This window comes from Geodermatophilus sp. SYSU D00867 (assembly GCF_054050315.1).
Map to the genome: position 1 here is coordinate 18,921 of NZ_JBJGZC010000007.1, position 13,502 is coordinate 32,422.

The 13,502-nt window shown below is 76.6% G+C and carries 11 protein-coding genes and 1 riboswitch; of the genes, 7 read left to right on the plus strand and 4 right to left on the minus strand.

Annotation, left to right across the window (positions count from 1 at the left end):
• Positions 1 to 22 precede the first annotated feature (22 nt).
• Complete coding sequence (locus ACI8AK_RS08045) at positions 23 to 1,213, plus strand: glucose-1-phosphate adenylyltransferase family protein (RefSeq protein WP_456955784.1); 1,191 nt, start codon at positions 23 to 25, stop codon at positions 1,211 to 1,213.
• Here the strand turns inward: ACI8AK_RS08045 and cobG are convergent.
• The 3 genes from cobG to ACI8AK_RS08060 are packed head-to-tail and all read right to left on the minus strand — an operon-like array spanning position 1,177 to position 4,108.
• Positions 1,177 to 2,343 (minus strand): precorrin-3B synthase, encoded by a 1,167-nt coding sequence (cobG, locus tag ACI8AK_RS08050; protein WP_456955786.1) that lies wholly within the window; start codon positions 2,341 to 2,343, stop codon positions 1,177 to 1,179. The two genes, ACI8AK_RS08045 and cobG, sit on opposite strands and share 37 nt — an antisense overlap.
• Positions 2,344 to 2,356: 13 nt before the next feature.
• Positions 2,357 to 3,298 (minus strand): pyridoxal-phosphate dependent enzyme, encoded by a 942-nt coding sequence (locus ACI8AK_RS08055; protein WP_456955788.1) that lies wholly within the window; start codon positions 3,296 to 3,298, stop codon positions 2,357 to 2,359.
• Between the two features lie 18 nt (positions 3,299 to 3,316).
• Positions 3,317 to 4,108: a DUF4383 domain-containing protein gene (locus ACI8AK_RS08060; RefSeq protein WP_456955790.1), complete on the minus strand. Its 792-nt coding sequence runs from the start codon at positions 4,106 to 4,108 to the stop codon at positions 3,317 to 3,319.
• Positions 4,109 to 4,260: 152 nt separating this feature from the next.
• On the opposite strand from ACI8AK_RS08060, the gene ACI8AK_RS08065 reads away from it, so the two are divergent.
• Positions 4,261 to 4,590: a tetratricopeptide repeat protein gene (locus tag ACI8AK_RS08065; RefSeq protein WP_387987307.1), complete on the plus strand. Its 330-nt coding sequence runs from the start codon at positions 4,261 to 4,263 to the stop codon at positions 4,588 to 4,590.
• 72 nt (positions 4,591 to 4,662) lie between these two features.
• On the plus strand, positions 4,663 to 6,528 hold the full coding sequence (locus ACI8AK_RS08070; RefSeq protein ID WP_387987509.1) for an ABC transporter ATP-binding protein: 1,866 nt from the start codon (positions 4,663 to 4,665) through the stop codon (positions 6,526 to 6,528).
• A 41-nt stretch (positions 6,529 to 6,569) separates the two neighbouring features.
• Here ACI8AK_RS08070 and ACI8AK_RS08075 read toward each other — a convergent pair whose 3' ends face one another.
• Positions 6,570 to 7,274 (minus strand): hemerythrin domain-containing protein, encoded by a 705-nt coding sequence (locus ACI8AK_RS08075; protein ID WP_456955792.1) that lies wholly within the window; start codon positions 7,272 to 7,274, stop codon positions 6,570 to 6,572.
• A gap of 58 nt (positions 7,275 to 7,332) precedes the next feature.
• On the opposite strand from ACI8AK_RS08075, the gene ACI8AK_RS08080 reads away from it, so the two are divergent.
• From ACI8AK_RS08080 to cobN, 4 genes are all read left to right on the plus strand, one after another.
• On the plus strand, positions 7,333 to 7,962 hold the full coding sequence (locus tag ACI8AK_RS08080; protein ID WP_387987303.1) for a TetR/AcrR family transcriptional regulator: 630 nt from the start codon (positions 7,333 to 7,335) through the stop codon (positions 7,960 to 7,962).
• Between the two features lie 43 nt (positions 7,963 to 8,005).
• Entirely contained in the window at positions 8,006 to 8,428 is a 423-nt protein-coding gene (locus ACI8AK_RS08085) for a YunG family protein (RefSeq protein ID WP_456955912.1), read from the plus strand.
• A gap of 50 nt (positions 8,429 to 8,478) precedes the next feature.
• Entirely contained in the window at positions 8,479 to 9,501 is a 1,023-nt protein-coding gene (locus ACI8AK_RS08090) for an iron-siderophore ABC transporter substrate-binding protein (RefSeq protein ID WP_456955794.1), read from the plus strand.
• A gap of 88 nt (positions 9,502 to 9,589) precedes the next feature.
• A riboswitch (cobalamin riboswitch) is annotated at positions 9,590 to 9,657 on the plus strand.
• A gap of 52 nt (positions 9,658 to 9,709) precedes the next feature.
• The gene (cobN, locus tag ACI8AK_RS08095) at positions 9,710 to 13,333 is read left to right on the plus strand and encodes a cobaltochelatase subunit CobN (RefSeq protein WP_456901750.1); all 3,624 of its coding nucleotides are present in this window, start codon (positions 9,710 to 9,712) and stop codon (positions 13,331 to 13,333) included.
• Positions 13,334 to 13,502: the final 169 nt, after the last annotated feature.

The following is a 13,502-nucleotide window of genomic DNA, read 5'->3' on the forward strand; positions in this document are numbered from 1 at the left end:
CACGGAGCGGGTAGCCGGGGGCATGGCCCTTCCCCGCCTCCTCGTCCTCGTCCTCGCCGGTGGTGCCGGTGGGCGCCTGCAGCTGCTCACCGAGCACCGCGCCAAGCCCGCCGTCCCGTTCGCCGGGGTGTACCGGCTGATCGACTTCCCGCTGAGCAACTGCGAGCACTCCGGCATCCCCGACGTCTGGGTGTCAATCCAGCAGCACCCGGCCTCGCTGGCCGACCACCTCGCCAACGGCCGGCCCTGGGACCTCGACCGCACGACCGGCGGGCTGATGACCCTCCCGCCGTTCCAGGGCACCGAGCGCGGCGGGTGGAACACGGGGACGGCGAACTCGCTGTGGCGGCAGGCCGAGCTGATCCGCCAGTTCGGCCCCGAGGCGCTGGTCGTGGTCAGCGCGGACGCCGTCTACGAGCTCGACTACCGCGAGGTCGCCGAGGCGCACCTGCAGTCCAGCGCGGAGGTGACGATGGTGACCACCGAGGTCGCCGCCGACGACGCCGCCCGCTACGGCATCGTGGAGGTCGACGGCGACCGGGTGACCGGCTACGCCTACAAGCCCGACGAGCCGGCGACGACCACCGCCACCAACGAGGTCTTCGTCTTCGACCCCGGGCCCACGCTCGACCGGCTGGAGCAGCTGCGGTCGGAGGTCGGCGAGGAGGGCCTCGAGGACCTCGGCACCCACCTGCTGCCGGCGCAGACCCGCGACGGCGGCGCGCGGGCGCACCCGCTCAAGGGCTACTGGCGGGACGTCGGCACCGTCCCGGCGTACTGGGAGGCGCACCAGGAGTTCCTGTCGGAGGAGCCGCCGATCGACCTCGACGCCCCCGGCTGGCCGATCCACACCCGCGGCGGCCGGCACAGCGCCGCCCGGGTCCTCGACGACGGCCAGATCGAGAACAGCCTGCTGTCGGGCGGCACCCGGGTGTCCGGCAACGTGCGCGGGTCGGTCATCTCCCCGGGCGTCGTGGTCGAGGCCGGGGCGACCGTCGTCGACTCCGTCCTGCTGCCCGGCGTGCGGGTGCGCTCCGGCGCGACGGTGACCCGCGCGGTGGTCGACGACCGCGTCGACGTCGGCAGCGGCGCCACGATCGGCGGCGACGGCGACGTCACGCTGGTCGGCCGCGCGGTGTCCGTCCCCGAGGGCACCGAGGTCTCCGCCGGGGCCCGCTACCCGGACCCCGAGGAGGGCCGGCCGACGCGGTAGCCGTCGACGGTCGCGACGACGTCGAGGACCTCGCCGCGGGGGCGGCCGCAGCGGCGCTCGCAGCCGGCCCAGTGCACGCGGGCGCCCTCCGGCACGGTCCCGGACGCGACCGCCGCGGCGGCGTCGGCCCGGACGTCGGCCCGCGACCTCGCGCACCCGGGCCGGCCGGCGCACGCGGTGACCCGCGCCCAGGGGCTGTCGGCGTCGAACACCACGCCGGTCCGGTACAGGTAGACGGCGGCGTCGTCCACGCGGTCCTCGGCCAGGTCGGGCACGACGACGCTGCGCCACGGGGTCAGCTGCACCTCGCCGGTCAGCGACGCGAGCAGGTCGGCCTGGTCGGCGGAGAGCCGGCCGAGCGGGACGACGCCGACGAGCGCGGTCCGCCCGTCGGCCTGGGTCTCCGCGCCGACCGGGCCGGCGTCCGGCGCGGCGGGGACGGCGGCCGGCGCGGCCGGGGTGCCGCCCAGCCGCGCGGCGACGCGCGCGGGCCCGTCGTCGAGCTCGGTCAGCCGCCAGGCGGTGCCGTCCTGCGCGGCGCGCTCGGCGAGGAAGGCGCGGGTGGCGGCGAGCAGCAGGCCGACGGCGTCGTCCGGCGCGGCGCGCAGCCCGCTGTCCGCCCCGCCGAGCAGCAGCGCGACCGAGGACGGCGACAGCGCCAGCAGGCCGACGTCGCCGCCGAGCCCGGACACGTCGCCGCGGCCGTCGTCGAGCGTGGCCAGGTAGCGGCCCGGCAGCGCGGCGAGGGCGGGGTCGGCGCACAGGCCGGCGTCGAGCGCGGCCACCCACGGCCGGGCGTCGAGCAGCCCGCCGGCGCGGCCGGTCAGCGCGCTGGCCAGCACGTTGCGCACCCGCTCGTGCGTCTCGCTGGGCAGCAGGCCCACGCCGGCGAGCCGGTCGCCGAGCTCCCGCGCGGCGCCGGCGGCCAGCCCGCGCAGCTGCAGGTTGCCCCGGCTGGTCATCTCCAGGGCGCCGTCGCCGAGGTCGCGCGCGGCGGCGGCGAGCACCCGCAGCTGGGCGGCGGTGAGCAGGCCGCCGGGCACCCGCACGCGGGCGAGCTCGCCGTCGGCGGCGGGGTGCGTCTGCAGCGCGCCGGGGCAGGCGTCGGCGCGCGGTCGGGAGGAGGTCATCGCGCCCGCGAGGCTACGACGGGTCGAGCACCCCGGCGGCGAGCTCGGCGGCCACCGGGTGCCCGAACAGCCCCGGCAGCCCGCCGGTGTGCACGAACACGGTCCGCTCGCCGGGCCGGACCGAGCCGTCGGCCACGGCGGCGGCCAGCCCGGCCAGCGCCTTGGCCGTGTAGACGGGGTCGAGCAGCAGCCCCTCCGTGCGGGCCGCCGTCCGCAGCGCCGCGACGGCGGCGTCGGTGCGGGCGCCGTAGCCGTCGCCCACCTGGTCCCGGCGCAGCCGCAGCCCCTCCGGGGACCCGCCGAGCGCCGTCACCAGGCCGGCCACCCGCTCGGCCGGGTCGGGCACGGCGCCGACGTCCACGCCGAGCACGCGCTCGGCGCCGAGCCCGGCCACCAGGCCGGCCATCGTGCCGCCCGAGCCGACCGCGACGACGACGTGCCGGGCGTCGGGCGCCTGCTCCCGCAGCTCGTCCGCGCAGGCCAGGTAGCCCCGCGCGCCGGTGGGCGAGGAGCCGCCCAGCGGCAGCACCGCGGGCACCTCGCCGGCGGCCCGCAGCTCGGCGGCCACCGCGGCCACCCGGGCCTCGACGTCGTCCGGGCCACCGACCACCACGACGCGGGCGCCGAGCGCGCCCTCCAGGGCCAGGTTCCCGGGCCGCTGCGCCGACGGCGCCCCGTGCAGCACCAGCACGGCGCGCAGCCCCACCCGAGCGGCGGCCGCGGCGGTCATCCGCGCGTGGTTGCTCTGCACGCCGCCGCTGGTGACCAGGACGGTCGCGCCGTCCCCGGCCGCCTCGGCGACGAGGTGCTCGAGCTTGCGCACCTTGTTGCCGCCGCCGAGGTCGGTCAGGTCGTCCCGCTTCACCGCCAGGTCCCCCGGCCGCAGGCCGAGGGCGGCGGCGAGCCGCGGTGCCGGGTCGAGCGGGGTGGGCCAGTGCGCCAGGCGGACGGTCACCCCTGCATCGTGCCGGGGTCAGGCGTCGCGGCGGGCCCGGTCGAAGGACATCCACACCTCGCGGCGCTCCCTGCGGCTGGTCACCTGCGCCATGGCGGCGACCCGGCGGCGCTGGTCGAAGGAGGCCACGTGCTGGACGACGGCGACCTCGGCGTCGCGCATCGCCCGCTCGGCGGCGAACTCGGCCGGCGTCGACGGGTACTCGTCGGCCGGGACCGGCGGCACGTCGTCCCGCTCGCGGGCGTACGGGCTGTCGGGCGGCAGGTTGCCGCTCACCCGGCCGTAGGCGCCGAGCAGCAGCAGCACCAGGCCCGCGGCGAGGGAGAAGCCGACGTTGCTCAGCCGGAAGGCCAGGAGGTTCAGCCCCGTGTTGAGCACCGCGAGGTTGGCCAGCGCCGACACCAGGAACAGCACGCCGATGACGATCATGACCGTCGAGGCGGTGCGGGGGCTGCGGAAGGCGGCGACGACCAGCACGACCGCGGTGACCAGCGAGATCACCGACAGCAGGCCGTTGGACGACATGCCGAGGATGCGCTGGCCCTCGGTCGAGAAGAAGGCCAGGCCGTTGGCCAGGCCCAGGACGCCGAAGACGGCGATGATCCCGGCGACGACGAACGCCCCGGTGCGCTGGACGGCGTAGACGCGGCTGCCGGACGCGGGCTCCCGCTCGGCGCGGGCCGGGGCGTCGGCGGTCGGGGCGTCGGCGGTCGGGGTGTCGGCGGTCGGGGTGTCGGTGCGCGGGGCGGGGTCGGCGGCGCCGGTCCGTGCGCGGTCGGCCGTCCGGTGGCGGTGCAGCGACAGGGCCATGGTCGTGCTCCTCGGGTCGGTGGTGCTGACACCGGTTGTTCCCAATCCGGTCGTGCCCGGATGCACCCGGTTCCGGACCTTCTCGTCCCTCCTGCCCGCCGGGCGTGTCGTGGTCTCGGGAAGAGCGGGCGCCGCGCCGTCGTTCCGCGGGCGTGACCCAGCCGTTCAGCCCCGACCTGCACTCGGAGTTCCTCCGCGCCGACCTCTACCTCTCCATGGGGCAGCCGATCGAGGCCGCCCGCCTGCTCGAGCCGCTCGTCGAGGCCGAGCCGGGCAACGGGGCCGCCCTCGAGCTGCTGGCCCGCAGCTACTTCGGCTCGGCCCAGCTGCAGCGCGCGGAGACGGCGCTGCGTCGGCTGGTCGACCTCGCGCCGGCCGACGGGTGGGCCCGCCGCGCGCTGGCCCGCACCCTGGAGCGGCAGAGCCGCCGCGACGAGGCCGTCGCCCACCACCGCGTCGCCGACGCCCTGGGCGCCGCCTGACCGTTCCTGCTCCGTCACCGGCGGACGCTTGACCTCGAGTCGACTGGAGGTCCTAGCGTCCGCCGCGTGAGCATGGAGATGACGGCGTGGTCGGCGCTGTCCCGCGCGACGCACGCCCGTCCCGACCGCCGCGCCGTCACCCGCGCGACCCTGCACCGGGTGCTCGCCTTCGCCCGCCCGCACCGGGCGCGCATCACCGGCTACGTCGCCGTCGGCGTCGTCGAGGCCGTGCTCACGGTGGCCTCGCCGCTGCTGGCCGGCCGGGTCGTCGACGCGATCGTCGACGGCGCCGCCACCTCGGTCGTCGTCGGCCTCGCCGTCACGATCGCCGCGCTCGCCGTCCTCGCCACCGCGCTCGGGCTGGTCGGCCGGTACCTGTCGGCGAGCCTGGGCGAGGGGCTGATCCTCGACCTGCGCACCGCCGTGTTCGACCACGTCCAGCGGATGCCGGTCGCGTTCTTCACCCGGACCCGCACCGGCGCGCTCGTGTCCCGCCTGGACAACGACGTCCTCGGCGCCCAGCGGGCGTTCAGCGACACCCTCTCCGGGATCGTCAGCAACACCGTCACGCTCGCCCTCGCGCTCGTGGCGATGCTGACCCTGTCCTGGCAGGTGACCGTGCTGGCGCTGCTCCTGCTGCCGGTGTTCCTGCTCCCGGCCCGCCGGATCGGCCGCCGCCTGGCCGCGCTGAGCCGCACCGCCGCCGTCGCCAACGCGGCGATGACCGGCCAGACGACCGAGCGGTTCTCCGCCCCCGGCGCGACGCTGGTCAAGCTGCTCGGCGACCCCGGCCGCGAGTCGGCGCGGTTCGCCGCCCGGGCGCGGGCGGTCCGTGACGTCGGGGTGCGGACGGCGATGGTGCAGTGGGCGTTCATCAGCGCGCTCACGCTGGTCTCGGCGCTGGCGCTCGCCCTGGTCTACGGCCTGGGCGGGGCGTACGCGCTGCGCGGCGCGCTGGACCCGGGCTCGGTGGTGGCGCTGGCGCTGCTGCTCACCCGGCTCTACGCGCCGCTGACCGCGCTGGCCAGCGCCCGGGTCGACGTCTCCTCGGCGCTGGTCAGCTTCGAGCGGGTCTTCGAGGTGCTCGACCTGGTGCCGCTGGTCCGCGAGCGCCCCGGCGCCGTCGACGTCCCCGACGGGCCGGTGTCCGTGGAGCTGGACGGCGTCACCTTCGCCTACCCGGCGGCCGACCGGGTGTCGCTGGCGTCGCTGGAGGACGTCGCCCGGCTCGACGGCCGCGGCGGCGTCGACGTGCTGCACGACGTCTCGTTCACCGTGCGGCCGGGGCAGGTGGTGGCGCTGGTCGGGTCCTCGGGCGCGGGCAAGTCGACGATCGCCTCGCTGGTGCCGCGCCTGTACGACGTCGACGCCGGCGCCGTCCGGCTGGGCGGCGTCGACGTCCGCGACCTCACCGCCGCCTCGATCCGGCGCACCGTCGGGGTGGTGACCCAGGACGGGCACCTGTTCCACGAGTCGCTGCGGGACAACCTGCTGCTGGCCGCCCCGGACGCGACCGACGACGACCTGTGGGACGCCCTCGCCCGCGCCCGGCTGGCCGACCTGGTCCGCGGGCTGCCCGACGGCCTGGACACCGTCGTCGGCGAGCGCGGCTACCGGTTCTCCGGCGGCGAGCGGCAGCGGCTGACCATCGCCCGGCTGCTGCTCGCCCGCCCGCGCGTGGTGCTGCTCGACGAGGCGACCGCGCACCTCGACGCCACGTCGGAGGCCGCGGTGCAGGCGGCCCTCGACGAGGCGCTCGAGGGGCGGACGGCGATCGTCATCGCGCACCGGCTGTCCACCGTGCGCGGGGCCGACTGCATCCTCGTGCTCGAGGGCGGCCGGGTCGTCGAGCGCGGCCGGCACGAGGACCTCCTCGCCCTCGGCGGGCGCTACGCCGAGCTGCACCGCACCCAGTTCGGCCGGCCGGTGGCCGCCTGAGGCCGGACCGGGTCAGCCGCACCGCGAGGACGGGCCGGCGGTCACCGGGCGGTCCCGAACAGCCGTGCGTCGGCCCGGGCGGAGCGCCGGCCGAGCAGCCGGCCCACCGCGGGCAGGAGCGGCGCGGAGCCGAGGATCCGGTCCGCGGCGTCCGGCGGGATCGCCGAGACCACCCAGCCGAGCGCGGACACGGTCTCGCGGAGGGTGTACTCCCGCGCGAACGCGGCGTCCTGGCGGGCCCAGTCCCCGGGCGTGAGGTGGCGCTGCACCAGGGTCATCCCGTCGCGCTCCTCGTGCGCGAGGTGGGCGCCGAGGGCGTCGCCCGTCCGGGCGATGGTGTGCGCCAGCTCCCGCCGGGTGTCCTCACCGCCCCGGCCGCCGGCCAGGTCCGCCAGCGCGTCGGCGCAGGAGGCCAGCAGGGGGTCGATGCCGGCGTGCTCGGCCTCGAGCTGGTCGAGGACGTCCGGGTCGGCGCCGCGCTCGCGCAGCAGCGGCCACAGGTGCGCGTCCTCGCCGGCGTGGTGCTTGTGCAGGAACCGCGCGAACTGCCCGAAGCGACGTCCGAGGGCCCGCCAGCGGGCCCGGTCGCCCACGTCGACCGTGGGGACGGCCGCCGCGAAGGCGGCGAGGTCGCGCCGGAACGCCCGGTGCATCACGTACATGCTGGCCAGGTCGACCGGCCCGTCGGGTGCGGCGGCCTGGCCGGGCAGCAGGAGCTGGGCGGGGTGGGGAGCTGCAGCGGTCATGACGACCTCTTCCGGTTGAGTGACACTCAAACGAATAGAGCGATGGTATGGTCGAGTGGTGACGGGGGGCAAGAGGGTCTACCGCTCCGAGCTGCGGCAGGAGCAGGCCAGGCGCACCCGCGCGCAGGTGCTCGACGCCGCCACCCGCTGCTTCGTGGAGCGGGGCTACGCCGCGACGACGATGCGCGACGTCGCGGCCGCCGCCGGGGTGTCGGTGCCGACGGTGTTCGCGCAGGGCGGCAAGGCGGCGCTGCTGCTCGCGTGCGTGGACCGCGCGCTCGTGGGCTCCGACGAGGACCGGACGGTGCGGGAGCTGGACCCGTTCGCGCAGCTGCTCGCGGCGCCGGACCGCGCGGGCCGGCTGGCGGCCCTGCGGCGGCTGGTGCTCGAGACCGCGCCCGGGGCGCGGCCGATGCAGGACGTCTTCGCCGCCGCCGCGGCGGCCGACCCGGACGTGCGGCCCGCCTACGAGGAGTACGAGCGCCGTCGCCGTGCCGACACCGCCGTCCTCCTCGGCCCCTTCGCGTCCGACCTGCGGGAGGACCTCGACCTCGACGCGGCGACCGACGTCGCGTGGTCGGTCTTCTCGCCGTCGACGCAGTCCCGGCTGATGGTGGGGTGCGGCTGGCCGGCCGAGCGCTTCGCCGACTGGCTGGCCGACACCCTGGACCGGCTGCTGCTGCGCTGACGTCGTCCCCGTCGTGCAGGGGGGTGTGACTCTCCTCGAGCAGGTGACCGCCGCCGTGCGCGCGGCCTGGTGCCGCGAGACCCGCGACGACAGCGACCTCGCCGACTGGTCGCCCGGCGACCCGGCCCGCGGGCAGCGCGGTGCGACCGCGCTGGTCCTGCACGACCTGCTCGGCGGCGACCTGCTGCTCGCCGAGGTGCGCCGGACCGACGGCTCCCGGCAGGGCGTGCACTGGTGGAACCGGCTGCCCGGCGGCCGCGAGGTCGACCTCACCCGCGAGCAGTTCGCCCCCCCCCGGAGGTCGTGGGGGGCCGCGGGTCGTCGTCGGCCCGCCCGGCCTGCCCGGCCACGAGGACGGCGGCGACCGCGGGCAGTGCCTCGGGCTGCGCGCCGCGGTGCTGGACGCCCTCGGCCGGACCACGGGACGGACGTGACCGGACGGAAACGGGGTGCGGGAGCCCGCTAAGGGGAGGCTAACCTCACCTCGACGACGATCACCGAGGTCAGGAGCCGACCGTGCCGCACCACCCCGCCCCCACCCGCCTGCGGCGCGCGTCGCTGACCGCGGCCGCCGCCGTCCTCGTGGCCGGGCTGGCCGCCTGCGGCGGGACCGCCGACGAGCCCGCGGCCGCGGCCGCCGACGGGACCGGCGACGGCGCCTTCCCGGTCACCATCGAGAACAGGTTCGGCACCACCGAGATCCCCACCGAGCCGCAGCGCGTGGTCACCGTCGGCTTCAACGACCAGGACTTCGTGCTGGCCCTGGGCGTGACCCCGGTCGGCGAGCGCGAGCTCCTCGGGGACTACGACGCCGCGACCCGTCCCTGGGCGCAGGAGCAGCTGCCGGACGGGGAGATCCCGACCGTGGGCGGCGAGGAGATCGACCTCGAGGCCGTCGCCGCGCTCGAGCCCGACCTGATCGTCGGCGTCTACTCCTTCATGGACGAGACGGTCTACGAGCAGCTGTCGGGCATCGCGCCGACGCTCGCGCAGACCGACGAGTACGCCGACGGCGCCACCCCGTGGCAGGAGCAGACCCTGCTCATCGGGCGGGCGCTGGGCCGCGAGGAGGAGGCGCAGGAGCTCGTCGACGACGTCGAGGGCCGGTTCGAGCAGGCGGTCGAGGAGAACCCCGGCTTCGCCGGCAGCTCGCTCGCCGTCGACCTGACCGGCGTCGGCTCGGGCCACTACCTGCTCGGCGCCGACGACCTGCGCACCCAGTTCTTCACCGACCTCGGCTTCACCGTCCCCGACACCAGCGCCGACGTCAGCCAGGAGCGGCTGGACCTGCTGGAGGCGGACGTGCTGGCGGTGAACGGGTACGACCAGGCGGACGCCGACGCGGATGCGCTGTTCTCCGCCCTCGACGTGGTGACCCAGGGGCGCACGGTCCTGCTCGGCGGCTACTCCGGCGACGTGTCCGCCGCGCTCGGCTTCGGCAGCCCGCTCTCGCTGCCCTACCTGCTGGACGAGGTGGTGCCGGCCCTGGCCGCCGCCGCCGACGGCGACCCCTCCACCGCGGTCCCGGTCCTCGGCTGAGGTCCCCGTCCCCGTCCCCGTCCCCGGCCACGGGGCCGGGGCCGGGGACGTCCGGGCGGTACCGTCTCCCCATCACGGCAGTGCGTGCAGGAAGCCGGTGCGAGCCCGGCGCGGTCCCGCCACTGTGACCCCGGGGAACCGGGGGAGCCAGACACTCCGGCTGCCGTGCCCGACGGCCCGGGGCGCGGACCCCGAGTGAGGACGCTGCGTGTTCGCCCTGCTCTCCACCAGTGACACCGACCTGCTCTCCGCCCGCGCCAGCGGCGCCGACTGGCGGCTGGGCAACCCGGCCCGCCTCGGCGCCGACGGCATCGCGGAGCTGACCGCGGGCGCGCGGCTCGTCGTCGTCCGGATCCTCGGCGTGCGCCGCCAGTACGAGGAGGTGCTCGCGCCGCTGCTGGCCGGGCCCGCGCCGGTCGTCGTCCTCGGCGGGGAGCAGGTGCCCGACGCCGAGCTGATGGAGCTGTCCACCGTCCCGATGGGGGTGGCCACCGAGGCGCACGGCTACCTGGCGCAGGGCGGGCCGGACAACCTGGTGCAGCTGCACCGCTTCCTGTCCGACACCGTGCTGCTCACCGGCGAGGGCTTCGAGCCGCCGTCGGTGGCGCCGGACTGGGGCGTGGTGGAGCGGGCGGGCCGGGGGAGCGGGCCGCGGATCGCCGTCCTCTACTACCGGGCGCACCACCTGGCCGGGAACACCGCGTTCGTCGAGGCGCTGTGCTCCGCGGTCGAGGACGCCGGCGGGCAGGCGCTGCCGGTGTTCGTGAGCTCGCTGCGCAGCGTCCCCGACGACCTGCTCGAGGTGCTGCGCACCGCCGACGCGCTCGTCGTCACGGTGCTGGCCGCCGGCGGCTCCCGGCCGGCGACGGCGTCCGCCGGCGAGGACGACGGCGCCTGGGACGTCGGCCGGCTCGCCGCGCTCGACGTCCCGGTGGTCCAGGGACTGTGCCTGACCCGCTCGCGGGAGGAGTGGCTGGCCGACGACGACGGCCTCTCGCCGCTCGACGTCGGCAACCAGGTGGCCATCCCGGAGTTCGACGGCCGGCTGATCAGCGTGCCGTTCTCCTTCAAGGAGACCGACGCCGACGGCCTCACGCACTACGTCGCCGACCCCGAGCGGGCGGCGCGGGTGGCGGGCACCGCGGTGGCGCACGCCCGGCTGCGGCACACCCCGCCCGCGGAGCGCCGGATCGTGCTCATGCTGTCGGCCTACCCGACCAAGCACGCGCGGATCGGCAACGCCGTCGGCCTGGACACCCCGGCGTCGGTGGTGCGGCTGCTGGCCGCCATGCAGGGGCAGGGCTACGACGTCGGCCCGTTCGACGGCCCCGACGCGCTGCCCGGCGTGGCCGACCTCGACGGCGACGCGCTGTTCCACGCGCTCATCGCGGCGGGCGGGCAGGACGCCGACTGGCTGACCGAGGAGCAGCTGTCGGGCAACCCGGTGCGCATCCCGGCCGCGGAGTACCGGCGCTTCTTCGACACCCTGCCGGAGGACCTCCGCGACGCGATGGTCGAGCACTGGGGCGAGGCGCCCGGGTCGCTGTTCGTGGACGGCTCCGGGGACGACCGGGCCATCGTCTTCGCCGCGCTGCGGGCGGGCAACGTCGTCGTGATGGTGCAGCCGCCGCGCGGCTTCGGCGAGAACCCGATCGCGATCTACCACGACCCCGACCTGCCGCCCTCGCACCACTACCTGGCCGCCTACTGGTGGCTGCGGTCGGTCTTCGGCGCGCACGCGCTGGTGCACGTCGGCAAGCACGGCAACACGGAGTGGCTGCCGGGCAAGACCGTGGGGCTGTCGGCCTCCTGCGGGCCCGACGCCGCGATCGGCGACCTGCCGCTGGTCTACCCGTTCCTGGTCAACGACCCGGGGGAGGGCTCACAGGCCAAGCGCCGCGCGCACGCCACGCTGGTCGACCACATGGTCCCGCCGATGGCGCGCGCCGACTCCTACGGCGACATCGCCCGCCTGGAGCAGCTGCTCGACGAGCACGCCAACGTGGCGGCGATGGACCCGGCCAAGCTGCCCGCCGTCCGGGCGCAGATCTGGACGCTGCTGCAGGCCGCCAAGCTCGACCACGACCTGGGCCTCGCCGAGCGGCCGGAGGACGACCACTTCGACGAGATGATCCTGCACGTCGACGGCTGGCTCTGCGAGATCAAGGACTCGCAGATCCGCGACGGCCTGCACGTCCTCGGCGTCCCGCCGTCGGGGCAGGACCGGGTGGACCTCGTGCTGGCGATGCTGCGGGCGCGGCAGATCTGGGGCGGCGCTGTGGCGCTGCCCGGGCTGCGCGAGGCGCTGGGGCTGACCGAGGACGGCACCGCCGGGCGCGCGGCCACCGACGAGGTGGAGGCGCTGGCGGCCGCGCTGGTCTCGGGCATGGAGGAGGCCGGCTGGACGATCGGCGCCGTCGGCCCGGTGGTGCGCGAGGTGCTCGGGCGCGAGGACTCCGCCGTCGCGGACGTGCTGCGGTTCGCCGTCGACGAGGTGGTGCCGCGGCTGGAGCGCACCACCGACGAGCTGGACGCCACGCTGCACGCCCTCGACGGCGGCTACGTGCCGGCCGGGCCGTCGGGCTCGCCGCTGCGCGGGCTGGTCAACGTGCTGCCGACCGGCCGGAACTTCTACTCGGTCGACCCGCGCGCGGTGCCGTCACGGCTGGCGTGGGAGACCGGCCAGGCGATGGCCGACTCGCTGCTCGAGCGCTACCGCGCCGACACGGGGGAGTGGCCGCGCTCGGTGGGGCTGTCGGTGTGGGGGACCTCGGCGATGCGGACCTCCGGCGACGACGTCGCCGAGGTGCTCGCGCTGCTCGGCGTCCGCCCGGTGTGGGACGACGCCTCGCGGCGGGTGACGTCGCTGGAGCCGGTGCCGCTCGACGAGCTCGGCCGGCCGCGGATCGACGTCACCGTGCGCATCTCCGGCTTCTTCCGGGACGCCTTCCCGCACGTGGTGACGATGCTCGACGACGCGGTGACGCTGGTGGCCGCCCTCGACGAGTCCCCCGAGCAGAACTTCGTCCGCGCCCACGTCGACGCCGACGTCGCCGGGCACGGCGACCGGCGGCGGGCCACCACCCGGGTGTTCGGCTCCAAGCCCGGCGCCTACGGGGCGGGGCTGCTGTCGCTGATCGACTCCCGGGACTGGCGCGGCGACGCCGACCTCGCCGAGGTGTACGCGGTGTGGGGCGGCTACGCCTACGGCCGCGACCTCGACGGCGTGCAGGCCCGGCCGGACATGGAGGCGGCGTACCGGCGGATCGCGGTGGCGGCGAAGAACGTCGACACCCGCGAGCACGACATCGCCGACTCCGACGACTACTTCCAGTACCACGGCGGGATGGTGGCGACGGTCCGCGCGCTGACCGGGCGCGCGCCGGCGGCCTACATCGGCGACTCGACCCGGCCGGAGCAGGTGCGCACCCGCTCGCTGACCGAGGAGACCTCGCGGGTGTTCCGCGCGCGGGTGGTCAACCCCAAGTGGCTGTCGGCAATGCGCCGGCACGGCTACAAGGGCGCCTTCGAGCTGGCCGCGACCGTCGACTACCTGTTCGGCTACGACGCCACGACCGGCGTGGTGGCCGACTGGATGTACGAGAAGCTCACCGAGACCTACGTGCTCGACCCGGAGAACCGCGAGTTCATGGAGCGGTCCAACCCGTGGGCGCTGCACGGCATCGCCGAGCGGCTGCTGGAGGCCGTCGACCGGGGCATGTGGGCCGAGCCGGACCCGGAGCTGCTGGCCGGGCTGCGGCAGGCCTACCTCGACACCGAGGGCGACCTCGAGGGCGGTGGGACGCCGGCCCAGTCGGGAGCGCCAGCCTGAGGGGGACCCTCCTGCCCCCGCACCGCTCGCGAGCTCGGGGCCGGCCCCTGCAGGAGGGCCGATCGCCCGGTTCACGCGGCCGCTCGCCGGGTAGTCGATCTCCATGGGCATCCTGAACCGACTCCTGGGCACTGCTGAGACCACGGCTCGTCGCGGAGCCGCCGGGGGC

Coding starts and splice junctions, on each gene's coding strand:
- ACI8AK_RS08070 (WP_387987509.1), top strand. CDS start 4,663: ATGGAGATGACGGCGTGGTCGGCGCTGTCCCGCGCGACGCACGCCCGT.
- ACI8AK_RS08075 (WP_456955792.1), bottom strand. CDS start 7,274: ATGACCGCTGCAGCTCCCCACCCCGCCCAGCTCCTGCTGCCCGGCCAG.
- cobG (WP_456955786.1), bottom strand. CDS start 2,343: ATGACCTCCTCCCGACCGCGCGCCGACGCCTGCCCCGGCGCGCTGCAG.
- ACI8AK_RS08060 (WP_456955790.1), bottom strand. CDS start 4,108: ATGGCCCTGTCGCTGCACCGCCACCGGACGGCCGACCGCGCACGGACC.
- ACI8AK_RS08045 (WP_456955784.1), top strand. CDS start 23: ATGGCCCTTCCCCGCCTCCTCGTCCTCGTCCTCGCCGGTGGTGCCGGT.